Source organism: Enterobacter sp. WP_7_1 (assembly GCF_003688535.1).
Classification (GTDB): domain Bacteria; phylum Pseudomonadota; class Gammaproteobacteria; order Enterobacterales; family Enterobacteriaceae; genus Enterobacter; species Enterobacter asburiae.
This window is the reverse complement of record NZ_REFK01000001.1, coordinates 1,636,745-1,654,820: the sequence shown is the minus strand read 5'-3', so window position 1 is coordinate 1,654,820 and position 18,076 is coordinate 1,636,745. Positions and strand designations below refer to the sequence as shown.

The 18,076-nt window shown below is 53.3% G+C and carries 24 protein-coding genes and 2 pseudogenes; 4 read left to right on the top strand and 22 right to left on the bottom strand.

Annotated features, from left to right (window positions below; translation table 11 throughout):
• The first annotated feature begins 110 nt into the window (after window positions 1-110).
• Window positions 111-1,055, top strand: a complete 945-nt coding sequence (locus BJ885_RS08290) for a LysR substrate-binding domain-containing protein (protein WP_121931677.1) — start codon at window positions 111-113, stop codon at window positions 1,053-1,055.
• Here the strand turns inward: BJ885_RS08290 and BJ885_RS08285 are convergent.
• The 3 genes from BJ885_RS08285 to yddG all read right to left on the bottom strand — a co-directional run bounded on the left by BJ885_RS08285 (window position 1,045) and on the right by yddG (window position 4,144).
• Complete coding sequence (locus BJ885_RS08285) at window positions 1,045-1,485, bottom strand: GFA family protein (RefSeq protein WP_029741106.1); 441 nt, start codon at window positions 1,483-1,485, stop codon at window positions 1,045-1,047. The genes BJ885_RS08290 and BJ885_RS08285 overlap by 11 nt on opposite strands.
• A 77-nt stretch (window positions 1,486-1,562) precedes the next feature.
• Window positions 1,563-2,645 carry a porin OmpC gene (ompC, locus tag BJ885_RS08280; RefSeq protein WP_029741107.1) on the bottom strand — a complete coding sequence of 361 codons (1,083 nt, stop codon included), beginning with the start codon at window positions 2,643-2,645 and terminating at the stop codon, window positions 1,563-1,565.
• A gap of 620 nt (window positions 2,646-3,265) precedes the next feature.
• Window positions 3,266-4,144 carry an aromatic amino acid DMT transporter YddG gene (gene yddG, locus BJ885_RS08275; protein WP_121931676.1) on the bottom strand — a complete coding sequence of 293 codons (879 nt, stop codon included), beginning with the start codon at window positions 4,142-4,144 and terminating at the stop codon, window positions 3,266-3,268.
• Window positions 4,145-4,365: 221 nt separating this feature from the next.
• Here yddG and fdnG point away from each other — a divergent pair, with 221 nt between their 5' ends.
• The 3 genes from fdnG to fdnI are packed head-to-tail and all read left to right on the top strand — an operon-like array spanning window position 4,366 to window position 8,958.
• Window positions 4,366-7,413 (top strand): formate dehydrogenase-N subunit alpha, encoded by a 3,048-nt coding sequence (gene fdnG, locus BJ885_RS08270; protein ID WP_121931675.1) that lies wholly within the window; start codon window positions 4,366-4,368, stop codon window positions 7,411-7,413.
• A gap of 11 nt (window positions 7,414-7,424) precedes the next feature.
• The gene (gene fdxH, locus BJ885_RS08265; RefSeq protein ID WP_121931674.1) at window positions 7,425-8,309 is read left to right on the top strand and encodes a formate dehydrogenase subunit beta; all 885 of its coding nucleotides are present in this window, start codon (window positions 7,425-7,427) and stop codon (window positions 8,307-8,309) included.
• Window positions 8,302-8,958, top strand: coding sequence for a formate dehydrogenase-N subunit gamma (gene fdnI, locus BJ885_RS08260; protein ID WP_121931673.1), 657 nt, complete (start codon window positions 8,302-8,304; stop codon window positions 8,956-8,958). The genes fdxH and fdnI overlap by 8 nt, the downstream gene beginning before the upstream one ends.
• Window positions 8,959-9,009: 51 nt before the next feature.
• On the opposite strand, the gene BJ885_RS08255 is transcribed toward fdnI, so the two are convergent.
• From BJ885_RS08255 to BJ885_RS23270, 19 genes and pseudogenes are all read right to left on the bottom strand, one after another.
• Window positions 9,010-9,333 (bottom strand): CcdB family protein, encoded by a 324-nt coding sequence (locus tag BJ885_RS08255; RefSeq protein WP_121931672.1) that lies wholly within the window; start codon window positions 9,331-9,333, stop codon window positions 9,010-9,012.
• Complete coding sequence (locus BJ885_RS08250; protein WP_121931671.1) at window positions 9,333-9,521, bottom strand: type II toxin-antitoxin system CcdA family antitoxin; 189 nt, start codon at window positions 9,519-9,521, stop codon at window positions 9,333-9,335. Before BJ885_RS08250 ends, BJ885_RS08255 begins: the two co-directional genes overlap by 1 nt.
• A 102-nt stretch (window positions 9,522-9,623) precedes the next feature.
• Window positions 9,624-10,448 carry a polyphosphate kinase 2 gene (gene ppk2, locus BJ885_RS08245; protein WP_121931670.1) on the bottom strand — a complete coding sequence of 275 codons (825 nt, stop codon included), beginning with the start codon at window positions 10,446-10,448 and terminating at the stop codon, window positions 9,624-9,626.
• 99 nt (window positions 10,449-10,547) lie between these two features.
• On the bottom strand, window positions 10,548-11,831 hold the full coding sequence (locus BJ885_RS08240; protein ID WP_121931669.1) for a site-specific integrase: 1,284 nt from the start codon (window positions 11,829-11,831) through the stop codon (window positions 10,548-10,550).
• Window positions 11,831-12,046, bottom strand: a complete 216-nt coding sequence (gene xisR, locus BJ885_RS08235; RefSeq protein WP_014170215.1) for an excisionase family protein — start codon at window positions 12,044-12,046, stop codon at window positions 11,831-11,833. Before xisR ends, BJ885_RS08240 begins: the two co-directional genes overlap by 1 nt.
• A gap of 161 nt (window positions 12,047-12,207) precedes the next feature.
• Complete coding sequence (locus BJ885_RS08230) at window positions 12,208-12,387, bottom strand: hypothetical protein (protein WP_121931668.1); 180 nt, start codon at window positions 12,385-12,387, stop codon at window positions 12,208-12,210.
• A gap of 9 nt (window positions 12,388-12,396) precedes the next feature.
• Window positions 12,397-12,636, bottom strand: coding sequence for a DUF4222 domain-containing protein (locus BJ885_RS08225; protein ID WP_121931667.1), 240 nt, complete (start codon window positions 12,634-12,636; stop codon window positions 12,397-12,399).
• Entirely contained in the window at window positions 12,614-13,111 is a 498-nt protein-coding gene (locus BJ885_RS08220) for a class I SAM-dependent methyltransferase (RefSeq protein ID WP_121931666.1), read from the bottom strand. Before BJ885_RS08220 ends, BJ885_RS08225 begins: the two co-directional genes overlap by 23 nt.
• Complete coding sequence (locus BJ885_RS08215) at window positions 13,111-13,329, bottom strand: TraR/DksA family transcriptional regulator (RefSeq protein WP_121931665.1); 219 nt, start codon at window positions 13,327-13,329, stop codon at window positions 13,111-13,113. The genes BJ885_RS08220 and BJ885_RS08215 overlap by 1 nt, the downstream gene beginning before the upstream one ends.
• 91 nt (window positions 13,330-13,420) lie before the next feature.
• Window positions 13,421-14,128, bottom strand: coding sequence for a hypothetical protein (locus BJ885_RS08210; RefSeq protein ID WP_121931664.1), 708 nt, complete (start codon window positions 14,126-14,128; stop codon window positions 13,421-13,423).
• A complete protein-coding gene (locus BJ885_RS23285) occupies window positions 14,125-14,322 on the bottom strand; it encodes a hypothetical protein (protein ID WP_183128622.1) in 198 nt (65 codons plus the stop codon). The genes BJ885_RS08210 and BJ885_RS23285 overlap by 4 nt, the downstream gene beginning before the upstream one ends.
• Window positions 14,299-14,676 (bottom strand): annotated as a pseudogene (locus BJ885_RS08205) (regulator); the annotation flags it as partial. The pseudogene BJ885_RS08205 and the gene BJ885_RS23285, both read right to left, overlap by 24 nt.
• On the bottom strand, window positions 14,673-15,296 hold the full coding sequence (locus BJ885_RS08200; RefSeq protein WP_121931663.1) for a lambda exonuclease family protein: 624 nt from the start codon (window positions 15,294-15,296) through the stop codon (window positions 14,673-14,675). The gene BJ885_RS08200 and the pseudogene BJ885_RS08205, both read right to left, overlap by 4 nt.
• Complete coding sequence (locus BJ885_RS23280) at window positions 15,293-15,601, bottom strand: hypothetical protein (protein WP_162184608.1); 309 nt, start codon at window positions 15,599-15,601, stop codon at window positions 15,293-15,295. Before BJ885_RS23280 ends, BJ885_RS08200 begins: the two co-directional genes overlap by 4 nt.
• Window positions 15,598-15,796 (bottom strand): annotated as a pseudogene (locus BJ885_RS23275) (hypothetical protein). Before BJ885_RS23275 ends, BJ885_RS23280 begins: the two are co-directional and overlap by 4 nt.
• A gap of 11 nt (window positions 15,797-15,807) precedes the next feature.
• On the bottom strand, window positions 15,808-16,092 hold the full coding sequence (gamL, locus tag BJ885_RS08190) for a host nuclease inhibitor GamL (RefSeq protein WP_121931661.1): 285 nt from the start codon (window positions 16,090-16,092) through the stop codon (window positions 15,808-15,810).
• A 7-nt stretch (window positions 16,093-16,099) separates the two neighbouring features.
• Window positions 16,100-17,191 carry a hypothetical protein gene (locus BJ885_RS08185; RefSeq protein WP_121931660.1) on the bottom strand — a complete coding sequence of 364 codons (1,092 nt, stop codon included), beginning with the start codon at window positions 17,189-17,191 and terminating at the stop codon, window positions 16,100-16,102.
• A gap of 70 nt (window positions 17,192-17,261) precedes the next feature.
• Window positions 17,262-17,459, bottom strand: a complete 198-nt coding sequence (locus BJ885_RS08180; RefSeq protein WP_121931659.1) for a DUF1482 family protein — start codon at window positions 17,457-17,459, stop codon at window positions 17,262-17,264.
• A gap of 278 nt (window positions 17,460-17,737) precedes the next feature.
• Window positions 17,738-17,905: a hypothetical protein gene (locus BJ885_RS23270; RefSeq protein WP_183128615.1), complete on the bottom strand. Its 168-nt coding sequence runs from the start codon at window positions 17,903-17,905 to the stop codon at window positions 17,738-17,740.
• Window positions 17,906-18,076: the final 171 nt, after the last annotated feature.

Genomic DNA, 18,076 nt, shown 5'->3' with positions numbered 1-18,076 from the left:
AAATACACATATATTATTTCTTATGATAAACCGCTATTGCTTTATCTTAATGATTTATATAAAGATAATGTAATCGAGTTTTAAGGTGTAAAGCCTAAAGAAATCAACATATGAATAAAACAGAACAATCGTCGGGTTTGTCCGCGTATGCGGACAGTCGCCTGGCAAACGATCCGCCGCTTCGGGCTGTCCGTGCCTTCGAGGCCATCGCCCGGCTGGGCAGCGTCACGCTGGCCGCGCAGGAGTTGGATATCTCACCGTCGGCGGTCAGTCATCAGCTCAAGGTGCTCGAAGGCTATCTGCAAATGCCGCTGACGGAACGTCAGGGGCGCAGGCTGGTGCTGAGCCAGCACGGACGTGAATATTACCGCTCGATCCGTGCGGCGTTTAACGTGTTGCGACAGGCAACGGAGCATCTGGCAGAGCAGGCGCAAACGCGTCAGGTCACCATCAGCCTGATCCCGCTTTTTGGCATGGGGTGGTTTATCCCGCGTCTGCCTGATTTCATGCGCGCTAATCCGCAGACCGAGATCAACGTTGTGTATGCCAACCATCGTAACTATCTGAGCGATGCCTCGGATATGTCGATTCGTTTTGGTAACGGCCAGTGGGCGGGCTATCAGAGCGAAAAGCTGATTTCCGGACAGATGGTTCCGGTGTGTAGCCGCGCGTTTTTGCGCATTCATGGGCATATCGATACGCCTGAGCAACTGCTGCAAATGCCGCTGCTGCATGATGAGGAGCGCACCAGCTGGCCGCAGTGGTTTCAGTTGCAGGGGGTAAAACGATCTCTGCGGCGCAGCGGCCCCCTGTTTGAAGACGGGCTGTTGACGCTGGCGGGCGTACAGGCCGGGCTGGGCTGCGCGCTGATGCGCGAGCCGCTGATCGCGCCTTATCTTGAGAGCGGCGAGCTGGTGAAGATATTTGACTTACCCATTGACGACGGGCGCGACTATTATCTCTGCACGCGTGCCGATTCAGAGATGACCGAGGACGGTAAGCTGCTGCAAAGCTGGCTTCGTCGCGCTGCAGGCGTCGAACCGCTTACGGCGTAAGCAGGCAGTGCTTATCAAGCGCTTCAATTTCCGAACCGCTGTAGCGTGCGTATTGCCCGGTCAGGCCAAAAAACGCGGGTTGGGTTTCGGTGTAGATTTCCGCGGCGAGCACCAGCCGGCGTCGCTCATCTTCGCCCATCTCAAGCAGCGTCCAGGGAATGAAATAGCGCGACGTGGAGGTCAGTTTGAACCACAGCGGGCAGCCGCAGCCGGGACAGAACCAGCGTTCGCCGCGCGCCGATGATGCAAAATGAGAAGGGGCGATGGAGCCTTGCTCAAGAAGCGGTTCGCCCTGCGGCTCAAGATACATGGCAATGCCGCCCGACCACTTCTGGCATTGGGTGCAGTGACATGCGTATACGTCAAAATTGTTGAGGCTCACGCTGAACTGACTCATTCCGCACAAGCAGCGTCCTTTGAATATGTGCATGGCGTACTCCTTTTTGACGCCAGAAATCCGTATAAAAAAAGCCAGCCGCATGGGCTGGCCTTTTATCGTGACAAATCTTAGAACTGGTAGGTCAGGCCTACAGCTACGATGTTGTCGGTAGCAACGCCAGTTGCTTTGGTGAAGCTGTTGTCGTCAACCAGGTTGATTTTGTAATCAACATAGGTAGACATGTTTTTGTTGAAGTAGTAGCTCGCACCAACGTCAACGTATTCAACCAGATCCTGGTCGCCGTATGAACCCAGGTCTTTACCTTTGGATTTCAGGTAAGCGATGGACGGACGCAGGCCGAAGTCGAACTGGTACTGAGCAACAACTTCGAAGTTCTGAGCTTTGTTCGCGATATAACCGCTACCAAAGTTGGTCATGTTGCGGGTTTCAGAGTAGGTGGTTGCCAGATAGATGTTGTTCGCATCATATTTCAGGCCAGCAGCCCATACTTCTGCGTTCTCACCGCCAGCGTTAACGGTGTTAGCGACGCGACCTGCAGCAACCTGACGGTCAGTACGGTCAGATTTCGCGTAGGTTGCACCGACACCGAAGCCGTCCATTTCATAGGTAGAAGACAGACCCCAGCCGTCACCGTTCGCTTCGGTGATGTCGTTACGGTCGTTTTTACCCTGGTACTGAGCGGCAACGTTCAGACCGTCAACCAGACCGAAGAAGTCGGTGTTACGGTAGGTTGCAACGCCAGTCGTACGGCCAGTCATAAAGCCATCGGTCTGGGTCCAGGTATCGCCACCGAACTCTGGCAGAACGTCAGTCCATGCGCCGATGTCGTAAGCAACACCGTAGTTACGACCGTAGTCGAAAGAACCGAATTCGTTGAATTTCAGGCCCGCAAATGCCAGACGAGTTTTGCTGCCGTCAGAGCCCTGTGATTCAGAACGGTTGCCTTTGAACTCATATTCCCACTGGCCGTAACCGGAAAGCTGATCGTTGATCTGAGTTTCGCCTTTGAAGCCCAGACGAACGTAAGTTTTGTCGCCGTCGTTATCAGTATCATCAGAGAAATAGTGCAGACCTGTTACTTTACCGTACAGATCCAGCTTGTTACCGTCTTTGTTATAAATTTCAGCCGCGTTTACAACGCCTGCTGCCAACATGGAAGTCACTGCCACTGCAACTAATTTAAGTTTCATCTTAAATGTTCCTTATAATTTTCTTTGGTATTTCCTGAGCCACTTTGAACGATTTCTAAACGAGGCCAATCGTCAATGGCATGCTATTTTTAAAAATCTTGTAGTCCTATTTCAATAATAAGTTTCAAATTATTAGCAATAATTTCATTTAGTGTGATCGAGATCGGGTATATGACGATGAAATAGCGTCAAATGATTAGTATTTAATCAACTAATTGTCGGGTTGATTGCTGTGAATATAGTTTCCTAAGGGTTTTATAAAAAGTGGTAATTATCGGAATTTCCGTTCATTTGGGAGCGGTGAATGGTCATTATAGCCGTAATGCCTTGCTTTGGACTCGTAATGCACGGAATTTCCGTTCTGGTAACTGAAATAAACAGAAACATACTATTGCACTTTGTGCTATTAACCTTGTGAGTATTTGAAGCGCATTAATAACCTTCTGGTGTCAATTTATGTCAATTCGTGAGGGGCGGGATTTACGAAAGGGGGTGGAATATAAACAGAATCTAAACACGTGCTCTAGTGCTCAGATGAATATTTTGGCGTGCGCTCACATATTAAATTTATGTTAATTATTTGCTGTCGGGATAAATATTTCTCGACAGCAAAACCGGCATTATTGTCTTGTTGCGTACCAGCAGAGCAACGACCCGGCGCAGACCATCAGCGCGCCCTGCCAGAACGAGAAAGAGAGGGGGGAACTCAGCACTGCGGCGGCAAGCGCGGCTGAGAGGACAGGGGTAAAATACGATACGGCAGCCAGTACCGTGACGTTCCCGTGAAGAATGCCAATATTCCATGCGGCGTATCCAAACCCAAGCGCGATACCGCACATGACGAGTTTCACCACCACCGGAAGCGTGAACACCATCTCGGGCTGATCGCTCAGGGCATATTTCACCCACAGGCTCAGCGCGGTCAGCAAAACAAACAGGGTGATGCCGTTCTGTCCTTTCGCAAATTTGGCAGTGACGGTGCAGTAGGCGGCCCAGATAAATGCCCCGGCAAACGCCAGCGCGTAGCTCAGCGGGCTGGACACAATATTGCGGGTTATTTCATCCAGATGTAAACCCTGTTCACCGCCCAATACCCAGCAGACGCCCAGCAATGAGACGGCTAAGCCGGGGATCACCCACAGGGTTGATTTCTGTCCGTTGAATAAAATGGCAAACGCAATGGTCAGGCTTGGCCAAAGGTAATTGACCATGCCCACTTCAATAGCCTGCGAACGCGTTGCGGCATAGCCCAACGACAGCGCCAGGCATATTTCGTAGCTGACAAATAAAACGCTGCCGGCAATAAGATAGCGGGGTGAAAACCGCCTGATATCAGGAAATCCTACCGTCACCAGGCACAGTAATCCGCTGAGGGAGTAGATCATCGCCGCACCGCCTACAGGGCCCAGTCCCTCACTCACGCTGCGAATAAGGCCGACCATGGTGCTCCATAACAGTATTGCCGCCAGCCCAATAAGCGTTGCTCTTTTTCTGTCCATTACTTCGCCATTGCAATAAAAATCAAAGGAAAAATGTATCGCATTCATCCTGACGCTGTCGCCCATTATTCTCTTAAACCGTTAATCAAAAAGGGGTATTTAAATATACCGGGGGTGACTATTAAGGGGGGGAAGAAAGATGACCTTGATTTGACGCAAAAAAATCAGGGGAGTAACTGCTAGTTTGCGGCGCGAAGTCTTATTCGAAAACGAGGACAACAATGGACGTCAGCCGCAGACAATTTTTCAAAATCTGCGCGGGCGGTATGGCCGGAACAACGGCAGCCATGCTGGGATTTGCTCCCAAAATGGCGCTGGCTCAGGCACGCAACTATAAGCTACTGCGCGCGAAAGAGATCCGTAACACCTGCACATACTGCTCCGTAGGTTGTGGGCTTTTGATGTATAGCCTGGGCGATGGCGCGAAGAACGCCAGAGAAGCGATTTACCATATTGAAGGAGATCCTGATCATCCGGTAAGCCGCGGAGCGCTTTGCCCGAAAGGGGCCGGGCTGCTTGACTATGTGCACAGCGAAAATCGCCTGCGCTACCCGGAATACCGCGCGCCGGGTTCTGATAAATGGCAGCGTATCTCCTGGGATGAGGCCTTCTCCCGTATTGCCAAACTAATGAAAGCCGACCGCGACGCCAACTTTATTGAAAAGAACGCCCAGGGCGTAACGGTTAACCGCTGGCTTTCCACCGGGATGCTGTGCGCGTCTGCGGCAAGTAATGAAACCGGCATGCTGACGCAAAAATTTGTGCGCTCTCTTGGCATGCTGGCGGTAGACAACCAGGCGCGCGTCTGACACGGACCAACGGTAGCAAGTCTTGCTCCAACATTTGGTCGCGGTGCGATGACCAACCACTGGGTTGATATCAAAAACGCTAACGTCGTGGTGGTGATGGGCGGTAACGCCGCAGAAGCCCATCCGGTGGGATTCCGCTGGGCGATGGAGGCGAAAAATAACAACGATGCGACGCTTATCGTCGTCGATCCGCGCTTTACGCGCACGGCATCGGTGGCCGATATCTATGCGCCAATCCGCTCCGGCACGGACATTACGTTCCTGTCCGGGGTACTGCTGTACCTGATCGAAAACAACAAAATTAACGCGGAATACGTTAAGCACTACACCAACGCGAACCTGCTGGTACGGGATGATTTTGCCTTCGATGACGGTCTGTTTAGCGGCTATGACGCCGAAAAACGCCAGTACGATAAAACGTCCTGGAACTATCAGTTCGACGAAAACGGCTATGCGCTGCGTGATGAAACGCTAACGCACCCGCGCTGCGTGTGGAATCTGCTGAAGCAGCACGTTTCCCGCTACACGCCGGACGTGGTGGAAAACATCTGCGGCACGCCGAAAGCGGACTTCCTGAAGGTGTGTGAAGTGCTGGCCTCAACCAGCGCCGCAGACAGAACCACGACGTTCCTGTACGCGCTGGGCTGGACGCAGCATACCGTCGGCGCGCAGAACATCCGCACCATGGCGATGATCCAGCTGCTGCTCGGCAACATGGGGATGGCGGGCGGCGGCGTGAACGCGCTGCGCGGTCACTCCAATATTCAGGGGCTCACCGACCTTGGCCTGCTGTCAACCAGCCTGCCGGGCTACCTGACGCTGCCGTCGGAAAAGCAGGCGGATCTGCAAACGTATCTTGAGGCCAATACGCCGAAAGCGACGCTGCCGGACCAGGTGAACTACTGGAGCAACTATCCGAAGTTCTACGTCAGCCTGATGAAATCCTTCTACGGCGATGCGGCCCAGAAGGAGAACGACTGGGGCTTTGAGTGGCTGCCGAAGTGGGACCAGGCGTACGACGTCATCAAGTACTTCAACATGATGGATAAAGGCAACGTCACGGGGTATATCTGCCAGGGCTTCAACCCGGTGGCCTCCTTCCCGGACAAAAACAAAGTCGTTCGCAGCCTGAGCAAGCTGAAGTACATGGTGGTTATCGATCCGCTGGTGACCGAAACGTCCACCTTCTGGCAGAACCACGGGGAATCGAACGATGTTGATCCGGCGTCGATTCAGACCGAAGTGTTCCGCCTGCCGTCCACCTGCTTTGCGGAAGAGGACGGCTCTATTGCCAACTCCGGCCGCTGGCTGCAGTGGCACTGGAAAGGCCAGGATGCGCCGGGCGAAGCGCGTAACGACGGCGAAATCCTGGCCGGGATTTACCATCGCCTGCGCGAGATGTACCGCACCGAAGGCGGCAAGGGCGCTGAGCCGCTGTTAAAAATGGGCTGGCACTACAAGCAGCCGGACCGTCCTGAGTCAGAGGAAGTCGCCAAAGAGAACAACGGCGTGGCGCTGGCGGATCTCTATGACGCTAACGGCAACCTTGTGGCGAAGAAAGGCCAGCTGCTGAACAGCTTCGCGCTGCTGCGCGATGACGGCACGACGGCGTCGTCCTGCTGGATCTACACCGGCAGCTGGACGGAGCAGGGCAACCAGATGGCCAACCGCGACAACGCCGACCCGTCAGGGCTGGGCAACACGCTGGGCTGGGCATGGGCGTGGCCGCTGAACCGTCGCGTGCTGTACAACCGCGCGTCTGCTGACGTTAACGGCAGGCCGTGGGATCCCAAACGCATGCTGATCCAGTGGAACGGGGAGAAATGGACGGGGAACGATATCCCGGACTACAACACCGCCGCGCCGGACAGCAACACCGGGCCGTTTATCATGCAGCCGGAAGGGCTGGGGCGCCTGTTTGCCCTCAACAAGCTGGCGGAAGGGCCGTTCCCGGAACACTACGAGCCGATGGAAACGCCGCTGGGCACCAACCCGCTGCACCCGAACGTGATCTCCAGCCCGGTGGTGCGTATCTACGAAGAGGACGTCCTGCGCTTAGGCAAAAAGGACAAGTTCCCGTACGTCGGGACGACCTACCGCCTGACCGAGCATTTCCATACCTGGACCAAGCACGCGCGGCTTAACGCCATCGCGCAGCCGGAACAGTTTGTGGAGATCAGCGAAACCCTGGCGAAGGCGAAAGGGATCGCCAACGGCGACCGCGTGAAGGTGAGCAGCAAGCGCGGGTTTATTCGCGCGGTGGCGGTGGTGACGCGTCGTCTTCAAAGCCTGAACGTGCATGGCCAGCAGGTGGAAACCGTTGGGATCCCGCTGCACTGGGGCTTTGAGGGCGTGGCGCAGAAAGGCTACATCGCCAACACCCTGACGCCAAACGTCGGCGATTCCAATTCGCAAACGCCGGAGTACAAGGCGTTTCTGGTCAACATCGAGAAAGCGTAAGGAGCGATTCAATGGCGATGGAAACACAAGACGTTATCAAACGCTCCGCGACTAACCCGATAACGCCCGCGCCCCGCGCGCGGGACTATAAGGCAGAGGTCGCCAAGCTTATCGACGTCTCCTCCTGCGTGGGCTGCAAGGCCTGCCAGGTAGCGTGCTCGGAGTGGAACGATATCCGCGACGAGGTGGGGCACTGCGTGGGGGTCTACGACAATCCGGCGGATCTGAGCGCCAAATCCTGGACGGTGATGCGCTTTAGCGAAACCGACCAGAACGGCAGGCTGGAGTGGCTCATCCGCAAAGACGGCTGCATGCACTGTGAAGATCCGGGCTGCCTGAAGGCGTGCCCGTCTGCCGGCGCGATTATTCAGTACGCCAACGGGATCGTCGACTTCCAGCAGGACAACTGCATCGGCTGCGGCTACTGCATCGCGGGCTGTCCGTTTAATATCCCGCGCCTCAATAAAGAGGATAACCGGGTATACAAATGCACCCTGTGCGTGGACCGCGTCAGCGTCGGGCAGGAGCCTGCCTGTGTGAAAACCTGTCCGACCGGGGCTATCCACTTCGGCACTAAAAAAGAGATGCTGGACGTGGCGCAGGCGCGCGTGGACAAGCTGAAAGCGCGCGGCTACCAGAATGCGGGTGTTTATAACCCGCAGGGCGTGGGAGGTACGCACGTGATGTATGTGCTGCACCACAACGACCAGCCGGAGCTCTACCACAACCTCCCGAAGGATCCAGCGATCGATACCTCCATCAACCTCTGGAAAGGGGCGCTTAAACCGCTCTCGGCGGCGGGCTTTATCGCCACCTTTGCGGGGCTGATTTATCACTACATCGGTATCGGGCCAAACAAAGAGGTGGATGAGGACGAGGAGGAGCATCATGAGTAAGTCGAAAACGATCGTGCGCACGAAGTTTGTCGACCGCGCCTGTCACTGGACGGTGGTGATCTGCTTCTTCCTGGTAGCGGTGTCGGGGATTTCATTCTTCTTCCCGACGCTGCAGTGGCTGACCGAAACCTTCGGCACGCCGCAGATGGGGCGCATTCTGCATCCGTTCTTCGGCGTGCTGATTTTCGTGGTGCTGATGTTTATGTTCGTGCGCTTTGTCCACCACAACATCCCGGACAAGCAGGATATTCCGTGGGTGAAAGGGATCGTCGAAGTTCTGAAGGGCAACGAACATAAGGTCGCGAAGGTGGGGAAATACAACGCCGGGCAGAAGATGATGTTCTGGACCATCATGAGCATGATTTTTGTGCTGCTGGTGACCGGCGTGATTATCTGGCGTCCCTATTTTGCGCACTACTTCCCGATTCAGGTGATTCGCTACGCGCTGCTGATCCACGCCACGTCGGCCATCATTCTCATCCACGCCATCCTGATCCATATGTATATGGCGTTCTGGGTCAAAGGATCGATTACAGGGATGATTGAAGGGAAGGTGAGCCGCCGCTGGGCGCAGAAACACCACCCGCGCTGGTATCGTGATGTGGAGCGACTGGAAGCGAAACGGGAAAGCACGGAAGGAATGAAGTAAGACCTGCGCCGTCGGCTTTGCCCGGCGGCGCTGCGCTTGCGCAGGCCTACGTTATGTATTGGTCACTAACGCATCTATCGCCGCGATAACAGTACTTCTCGCGCTGCGAAGATTACATACATAATCTTTATTATTTAGTTTCTGTTTCTCCACGTGTGTTATGCCAGCGGTGTTAAGGAAATATCGCTCGAAATCAATATTCACTAAAGGCATCGCGGCATTGATATGTCCACGTAGATAGCTATGGTAGCTTAATGGAATAATCAGTCTTGTTGATAAATCATCATAATAGTCATGTTGAATTATCATAAAATAAGGCTGGTGGTCCCGTGTTCTTTCTGAAAGATTACGGTAAACGTCAAACTGAAAGCACATTAAATCCCTCCAAAGAAAGGATCGTCTGATAATAATCCCGCTTTAGCTGTAAATTCATTCATGGCTTTTATGAATTCTTTATCTTGCTGATGCTCTCGTCTTCGCGCCTCTGGTGTACGGGCCTCGCGGGAGGCTCCACTCGCCATGCTCTCCCTTTTGCCATAGTCTTTGTTTCGGTTTGGCTTCATTTTCAGCTCCTTTGTTGGTGCGGTCATTATCAACCGCAGCCAACAAAAAACAATACCGTACCCCCTGGTAATCTACATTCTGCGAGGCGTATTCCAGTAATTTCAGAACCGCTCCTCCACATACCGGAACGGGTATTTTGTGGGTTTGACTTTACCAATTTTACGTTTCGGTAAATCCACTTTTTCGACGTGAATTTCTTTATAGGGAATTTGGGTGAGCAGGTGCGAAATAATATTCAGACGCACGCGTTTTTTATCTTCTGAACGTGCCACAAACCACGGCGCCCATGCGGTATCTGTCGCTTCAAACATGGCGTCGCGCGCGAGGGTATACTCATCCCACAGGTTAAAGGATTTAATATCCATCGGCGATAGCTTCCAGATTTTACGACCATCGTTAATACGATCGCGCAGGCGGCGCTCCTGCTCTTTAGGCGTGACCTCCAGCCAGTACTTCAGCAGGATAATCCCGGCATCAACCATCGCTTTTTCCATCACCGGCGTACCATCTAGAAACTTTTCAACCTGCTCGGGGGTGCAGAATCCCATTACCCGCTCGACGCCCGCGCGGTTGTACCAGCTTCGGTCGAAAATGACGATCTCCCCGGCGGCAGGCAGATGGGGAACATAACGTTGAAAATAGAGCTGGGTTTTCTCTTTCTCGGTGGGTGCAGGGAGGGCAACAACGCGAAATACGCGAGGGCTGACGCGCTCGGTGATCGCTTTAATGGTGCCGCCTTTGCCGGCCCCGTCGCGTCCTTCAAAAACAATACACACTTTTAGCCCTTTGGCGACGACCCACTGCTGGAGCTTAACCAGTTCAACGTGGAGGCGACGAAGCTCTTTTTCATACTCTTTGGTCTTTAACGGTGCATTCTTTACGACATCAACAGCGACAGCGACACTGGTTTTCTTTTTGTTTCCCATGATGGTCATCCTCAGATTGTCCGGCGCGGAAAAAAGCGAGGCCGCACTATGAAGTGTAATCCACCTGATATTATTGGTAATGTTTTTAGGTAATTAATTTCACAACACTTTTTTAAGCAGATACTTAGCTTTGGGGCATCCTGGGGGCATAGCAGTAGGCATCCTGGAATTGAGCATATCCACCTGATCGCTATTCATATCCCCGATCCATTTTGAATATACTTCGTAGACCATACGCGCGTCTTCATGGCCCATCTGGGAAGCGATAAAAGAAGGGTTTGCACCCGCTGAAAGTGACCAACACGCGTAAGTATGGCGAGACTGGTACGGATCGCGCGTTCTGTTTTTTGCCCGCTCCATCCCGACTTTCCAGCCATAAGATATAGCGCTCTTTGAAAAATGAGGTTTTTTAACCTTCGATTTCTGGGGAACAAACACAAAACGCAGGCTTTGTTTTTCCGTTTTTCCATGCTCGCGGTGGTGGAAGACAATTTCTTTTTGATCGAGGTGGCCGGTGCATAAAAACTGCTCTTTCAATGCCTCCAGCGCAGGCTTCAAAAGTGTAATCGTTCTTATGCCCGTATCTGTTTTCGGTGGAACAAACAGACCTTTGTTCGTGAGGTTTCTGGATACATGGATTTCCCCTTTATTGAGGTCGATATCCCCCCAGGACAAAGCGCACAACTCACCGTGTCTCATGCCGGTGTGTACCGCGAGGATCCATATCGGACGATGCTTCTCTGGCATTGTCGCAAGCATGCTTTGATACTCGTCAAGCGTTAAAGGGTCAGGGTCTGTTTTTGAGGTTTTGAGATACGAAAGCCCCTCCCATGGGGAATGGGTAATAAACTGGCTACGGTTGGCCAGCTTCAACATTTCTACCAACACGCGCATGAGCATGTTCACAGTTGACGGAGAACGCCCTTGTTTGTTCAGTTGAGGCATTGCCGGATTGACGACATCCCCAGTCAAAAGTTGCTTCCTGTAGTTCAACAGATCAGCGTGCTGGATCTCTGAAATCGTGGTGTTCCTGCCAATTTCGCGGAGTAGGGTGTTTACGTTTGAAGCTAGCGTTTGCATCGAGGCTGCAGAAATTTCAAACTGTTTTGCATCAGTGAACAGATTACATAGTTCACTAAACGTGTTGATTCTCTTTGTAGTGGAAAATTTTCTCAGCGCTTTAGATTCGGGAAAATGATCCGCATAACTAAATTTCCCCATCTGTATTTCACTGACGATCACAGCCCGCAAATTACCAGCCTTTTTAACGTTCCCGCTTGTTGCTGCCCAGCCCCGGAGGACTTCACGGCAGCGAATGCCACGATAAGTGAAGGTGATCCTGATTTTTCCATTATGCAATTCAACCCCAGTTGGAAAACCCATCAAGCCTCCTGAACAAGCTGGTTTATACGGGGGTAGTTGTACCAAAGAACACCATTCCGGTTATCGGTCTCACCTTCAGCGGTGAGCCTTTTGAAATGAACGCCTTCGATCCACAATTTCAGCCGATAACTTTTGATTTGCCCTTCACTAAGGCCGGTTCTTTCAGTCAGTCTGGCTTCAACGACCCACTCTTCATTGAAAATGACCTGTGCCATAGATGACTCCTGGCAACCGGCGTGAGTATACCCACGTCTGTTGCATCGTGTTGATTATTCGAAATCAGGTAAAAAGTAGCCCGGCGCGTGGCCGGGCAAAAGGGATGACGTTGCAGTGCTTTCGCACCCAATAGCCAGCTCATAACTGGCTATCAGTTGCGTCATGGCTGTAGCTTCATCTCATCAATCCACTCAAGCCCTTCTGCGTCATTAACCTCGGATTCCTCCAAAGCATCACAGAAAGACGCGGCGACAATCTTCCCACCCATAAACGACATGCCAGCGCTTACGGGCGGCTCTTTACCGTCCTCATACTCAAAGACGAACGTCATTTTTCCCATATTCTCTCCTCATGCCGCACGCTGGGCGCGCAGCTTCTTCAGGTGATCTGCTGTTTCGATTTCTTCGGCGATCCGCTCGACCTGTGCTTTGGTCAGCGGCTCGAATTCATGCTGAAAGCGGCCCATGCTGGCGATGCAGGTGCGGCCGTGGCGGATGTAGTGGATTACTTCGTGGGTAGCGCGGAGGATTTTGCAGGGTGCACCGTGGGGATCGGAGTACCAGGTATTAGGCTGGATTATCCTGAACATTGGGACCACCTTTGACGAAGATCACCCAGTGGGTTTTGTCTGACTTGCCGGTGCGCTGCCAGATGACCGGCTTCTCGTCGGTAAGCGCCAGGATATTACTTACCGGGATCTGCGTTTCGTTCCATTTGAAGATGAGCACGCCGTGTGGCCACAACACCCGGAATGCCTCTGAGAACCCGGATCGCAAATCATCGCGCCATGTTTCTTTGTTGAGACGCCCGTACTTTTTACCCATCCACGCGTTATCGCCGACACGCTCGAGGTGCGGCGGATCGAACACGACGACAGGGAAAGTGTTATCGGCAAAAGGGAGGGCGCGGAAATCGGCAATAAGGTCCGGACTAATAACCAACTGGCGACCGTCGCAAAGCTCATGCTGTTCGGCGCGGATATCACTGAACACCGCGCGTTCGTCCTGCTTGTCGAACCAGAACATGCGCGATCCGCAGCACATGTCTAAAATTGCCTGCTGCATCACATCCCCCTCTGTTTATTCTTCAGTTCGATCACGCCCTGGCACTCCGCGCACGTCTGGCAGCCGGGAACGGCAGCGCGCCGCGGCTCCGGGATATCCTCGCCACATTCCGCGCAATGCTCAGCTGATACGGCGTTGCGGTTAAGACGGTGAGCGGAAAGGGCAGCGTTACGCTGAAGCTCTTCAATCTCTGTTGCTGTGTCGATGATATCGGCCATGGTTAATGCTCCCGGAACTGTCGGTTAATTCGGTTGAAGGTGAACGCCAGCAATAAAAAAGGAGCCTTAAGCTCCTGGGTGATTTTGGCTTTCATGATGGCAACCACTTCACTGCAAGGAAGGTCGTCATCGACTTATCGACCAGCTTAGTGTTGTGGTATTTAGCGATCGCCCAGGTGATAGCGAACAGAATCCAGCGGAAGTGGCTGGTGTAGGTCTTGAACGTCAGCCCATCGCAGACATCCCACGCACTCCAACTTTCGGGCCAGTCAGCTTCATAAACTGCCTGATATGCTTCCCAGTCATTGCTAAACCCACTATTGCAAAGCTCGCGGTAAATCTCGCGGACCTTCGCCTTGTCGCTATCTGGTGCGTCGTCGTCATCATCCCAATCTTCGTCTTCCGGCTGATCGCCTTCAGAATCTTCAAGATACTCGCTCAATGATTCTTTAAGGCTCTGGCAAAATGCCTCATGGTCATACTCTTTCGCCAGCATTTCGCAAGCCGAACAGCCCGCGCCAGCTTCCAATTTTTCGGACCAGTAGCCGGTATTTATCCCGCCCTCCCATGGGCCGAAAAAGTCGAACATGTCCGCGATACGGGAGAATGTCCAGGTTCCCATGTCGCCGGTAACAGTCAGATATCCCGGCCAGGTGATAATGTCGAAGTAATAACAGGACGTGCCGGGCTGCTTCATGCGCAGGTGGCGGTAAAGACCGTCATCACGGATTATTTCAAGTCGGTGAAAGGCGGTATCAAGCAGAAATCTGGTTGATGTATCGATCTGTCGGCGAATCATTGTTCGGCTCCAAACCGCCCGTTAAGGCGGCCAGTTTTGACGACGAACTCCAGGAGGCTAACTCCCAGAGCTTCAATTTTCTTGTGATGCTTGTTGATGATGGGAGGCACCGTTTCGTTCCAGTTAGGCTTTGGTTTCTTGCGCATGGCCTGCTGGATTTCTTCGGTGCAGCGGCGGCAGGCGGCACGTTCAATGCACTCCTGCCGTCGGCCTTCCTGCGATTGTTCTATGGCGCGCCGGGTGAACAGCCGCGATTTCCCCTGTGGCGTTACGACCTTCGGCTTCGTGACGAGGTCGAAAGTGCGGTCGCAGATGCCGTCCTCGTTGAGCCATTTTTCAGACTCAACAATCTGTGCTATCTGCCCGGAGCCGCGGGTGATGCCGTTGGCGACCCGGTTAAACTCGATGAGCGTTACGCCAAACTTCTCAGCGATTTCGCTGCCGGTTACCGGGCGGCCGCGCGTCTGAATCATCCAGATAACGCGCTCACGGAGGCCTGAGAATTGCCCGGTTCGTCCGGGCCTGCGGTAGAAAGGTGTGCGTTTCATTCGAGATCCAGTATGCGGCGCTTGGTGTCCGCAACAAGTTCGAGGAAGTCTTTTCGACGCGCGCGAAGCCGGGCTATTTCTGATTCACATTCGGCAGCTGTAAGGCGATAGACGATGAGCTGTTTACCGTCCGGGAAGTCTGAGCAGTAGCTGATGAAGTCCACCCAATCCCTGCCAGAGCAATCAAGGTGACCGACCAGTTGCCATCTGTATGCCGGATCAAAGGAGCCGCGGGTGAGGGTGGAGTAGTGAGTGGCGGCAATGACCGACTTAATCTCAACGAGCCCGTCCTGGCCAACAAGGCCGTCAGGGCTGTCGCCGTACGTTTCGTGATCAAAGAACCCGCCGTTATCCACGTCGACAAAGTTCATCTCTTCGTACAGCATGCGGGCAATTGGCTCCTGTTCGTGCCCGCGCTCCATGTGGTCGTTTGAGAAGCCAAACTCAGACTTGCAACCCTTAATCTGCTCAAGAGCCAACTGAAGTGCGTAACGCTTGGCTGGTTCGCCAAACGCCTTTCCATCGTTAGCCATAATCAGGCCGAAGTTTGACGCGGTGGCCTTACCCAGGCGAAGAGCATCCCACTCTTCACCGTTTTGCTCGACGTCGTGCCAGATCATGATGAACACTCCTGCTCAAGCTGGCGGCGATGCTCCGGAGAAATGTCCATTCTCGCCAGCACTGCATCAAGGTTCCCATCGCGTTTGAAGGCGGCCTTAGCGTTATTCCATGCCTGCGTTTTTTCCGGCGAAAGCACCGGCTTTGTAACGCGCGCCGGGCTTAAGCGGAGGCCTTCAACCGACTCCTTTCCGAACCGGACATTTTTATCGACGTAAACAGTGACCTTCACGCCAACCCAATCTTCAAGGAATGGCGATCCAGTAATGCTTTTCAGCATCTTGCTATTGGTGGCATTCAGAATCATCGGCTTGAGCTTTTCGCCTGGGCGCAGCTCGCGCTCTTCAAAATAAGCGGTGTTAAAAACGTCTTTGGTTTTTTTTGTTTTGTCGTTTTCTAACGTTGCTCGGGCGATCGTCAGAACTGTAGGCTCAACGATGTCGGCGCTGCTCAGGTAAGGGGAGTCAAAAGCTTTTCGGTAGTGAGTTTTAGATTCAGACATCTCATGCATCCTTAAAACGGGCAGCCGGTACGGTGCTCCCAGTCGTATTCCGCCTGGGCGTAAGCAACTGCCGAAATGAAATCGTTGTAGGCCTCGCCAGCTTTATCGCTGCGAAGTCCTGCGTATGGGCTGGAGTCAATCGGTACGGAGAAGTGGAAGAGGCCGGACGGTTCTTTCGGCATCATGTCTATGATTTCCCTGGCCCGGTCGTCGATCCACTTCTCTTTCTTGTCGGTGAGCTGCTGCTCCACCCAGCGCCGATCTTCGATTCGGTCGTAAGTGAGGTATGCGTTCATGGTTGCCTCAGTAATGAATTTTTGCGCAGGGGATCAGGTCATCTTTCAGAGCGGTAAGCACTTCGATAGCCTGTTCGCGGGTTAGGCTGGTGTGGCTGGTGAGGGCGTTAACGATGTTGGTACCGACTGTCTTGCGGTGCTTCACGTCAGCTTCACGCTTTGCCTGCTCGTCGGCTTTGCGCTTCTCTTCGGCCAGGCGATTTTTTTCTTTTGCTTCAGCCTCGCGAAGAATTCGGTCATTTTCTTCTTGCTGCTTTTGAATAGTCTCAGCGTTATTCAGGAGCTGTTTGATCTGCGCAATGGCTTGCTGTTTTGCATTTTCAGCCGCACCCATCAATGAGCCAAAGCGCTCATCAATAGGCCATTTCTCTGTTTCAGCCAGCGTGTCTTTAATGCACTGGATTGTGCCTCCCTGGCGAACACCTAAACGTCCAGACTGAGCGATGATTACCTGTTGCTGAATACCACTGATTTCACTAAGTGCATCCTGGTGCTGCTGGCGTTCACGGTTGGCTTTTTCTTCTGCATCACGAGTGGCTTTTTCAGCGGCTTCGCGTTGCAGTTTCTCATCTCGTTCACGCTGTGCCTGTTCCGCCTGGCGGCGCTGCTCTTCGCGGTCACGGTCAAACTTGTCATTCATCAGCAGGGCCATTTCGTGGTCTGCTTCGATCTGCGCGGCGAGTTGGCGGTCGAACTCTTCGTTCATAACCAGCGCTTCGGCGTGCATCGCGTTCATGGCTTCTTCAGCCTTAATGCGTTCCTGCTCGGCCTCCCATTCGGTGAGTGGTCGGCGGGTTGCATCGCGCAGCTCGTCGCAGGCATCAACGAATCGCTTAATTTCGGCCTCAGCCGGACGCACAGCCTCTTTCAGGCGCTTCAGGTACTCACGGCCCGGCTTTTCGATTGCCGTCTTGCTGCGCGACACCTGCGCCGCCAGAGAGGCGACACGGTCACGGACTTTCTTTGTAGACAGGTCCGGCACTTCGTTTACTGCCTGGCGGATTTGCTCGAGATACGCATCAAGGCCGCCAGCTACGTAAAGCACTGGCGCCTGTTCCGGCTTGATTTCGATGACAGTTAAGTCCGTTACATCGCTCATGGTTTCTCCTGAAATTTTGATGTGCAGATGCCGCCCGCGTAATGCCAGGCCGATCGGTTGAATAGGGTGCTTAGTGCTGCGCGATGTCTTTCGCCGGGAGCTCGCCGTTGCGGAGAATGCTTTCTACCGGCCAGCATTCTGCTGTTACTTTTTGCTCTGTAGCCGCCTGGCTGCATTCCTGCGGGCTGTCGTAAACGCCGAGAATGACGTCCTGATAATCACCGTTGGTCATTGCCACGGTCAGAACGAGTGCGAATAAAGTTTCCATCAGTGAAGAGTCCTCCCGATGGCGACGGCGTAAAGGCGCTTTGCTTCTTCCCACGCCGGAGCATTGCGATGGAGTACCGCGAACGACGCGAGCCGTTGGGCCTCTCTGATCTGCTGCTGGTTTACCATTATTTCCTCTTGGCCTTATCGCGGCGAACGGAACGGTTAAACAAGACTTCTGCGCTAATGGGCGGTGGATGGCCGCCAGTTGTCATAAATGGGCAGACTCGAAAATCTGCCTATGTATGGTCGATAAAAAACCCGCCGGAGCGGGTCTTCTTAGCAGTAAGTTTTGACGCCATTCTTGGCAAGGAACGCCTTAATCTCGTCGTAATCTTCAATCCCCCATTCCTCAAGGAAATCAAGGAAGCTGTTACGTGCTGCTTCCTTTGTTAATGCGTACATCAGGTTGCTAAAACCTGAAGGAAACTCTTCTTTCTCATCCATACCCTTACCCTCTGTCGTTACCCGCTGATGCGGGAGAAATGTTTTGGTGCTGGCTCCCCACAATGAAGTAGGGAAGGCCGTCGTCGCCTTGGTGAGGCATTACCTCACCAACTAGCTGATAACCGTCTTCCAGCCCAAAACATTCCATGTATTGGTCAGCGCCAACTCCCT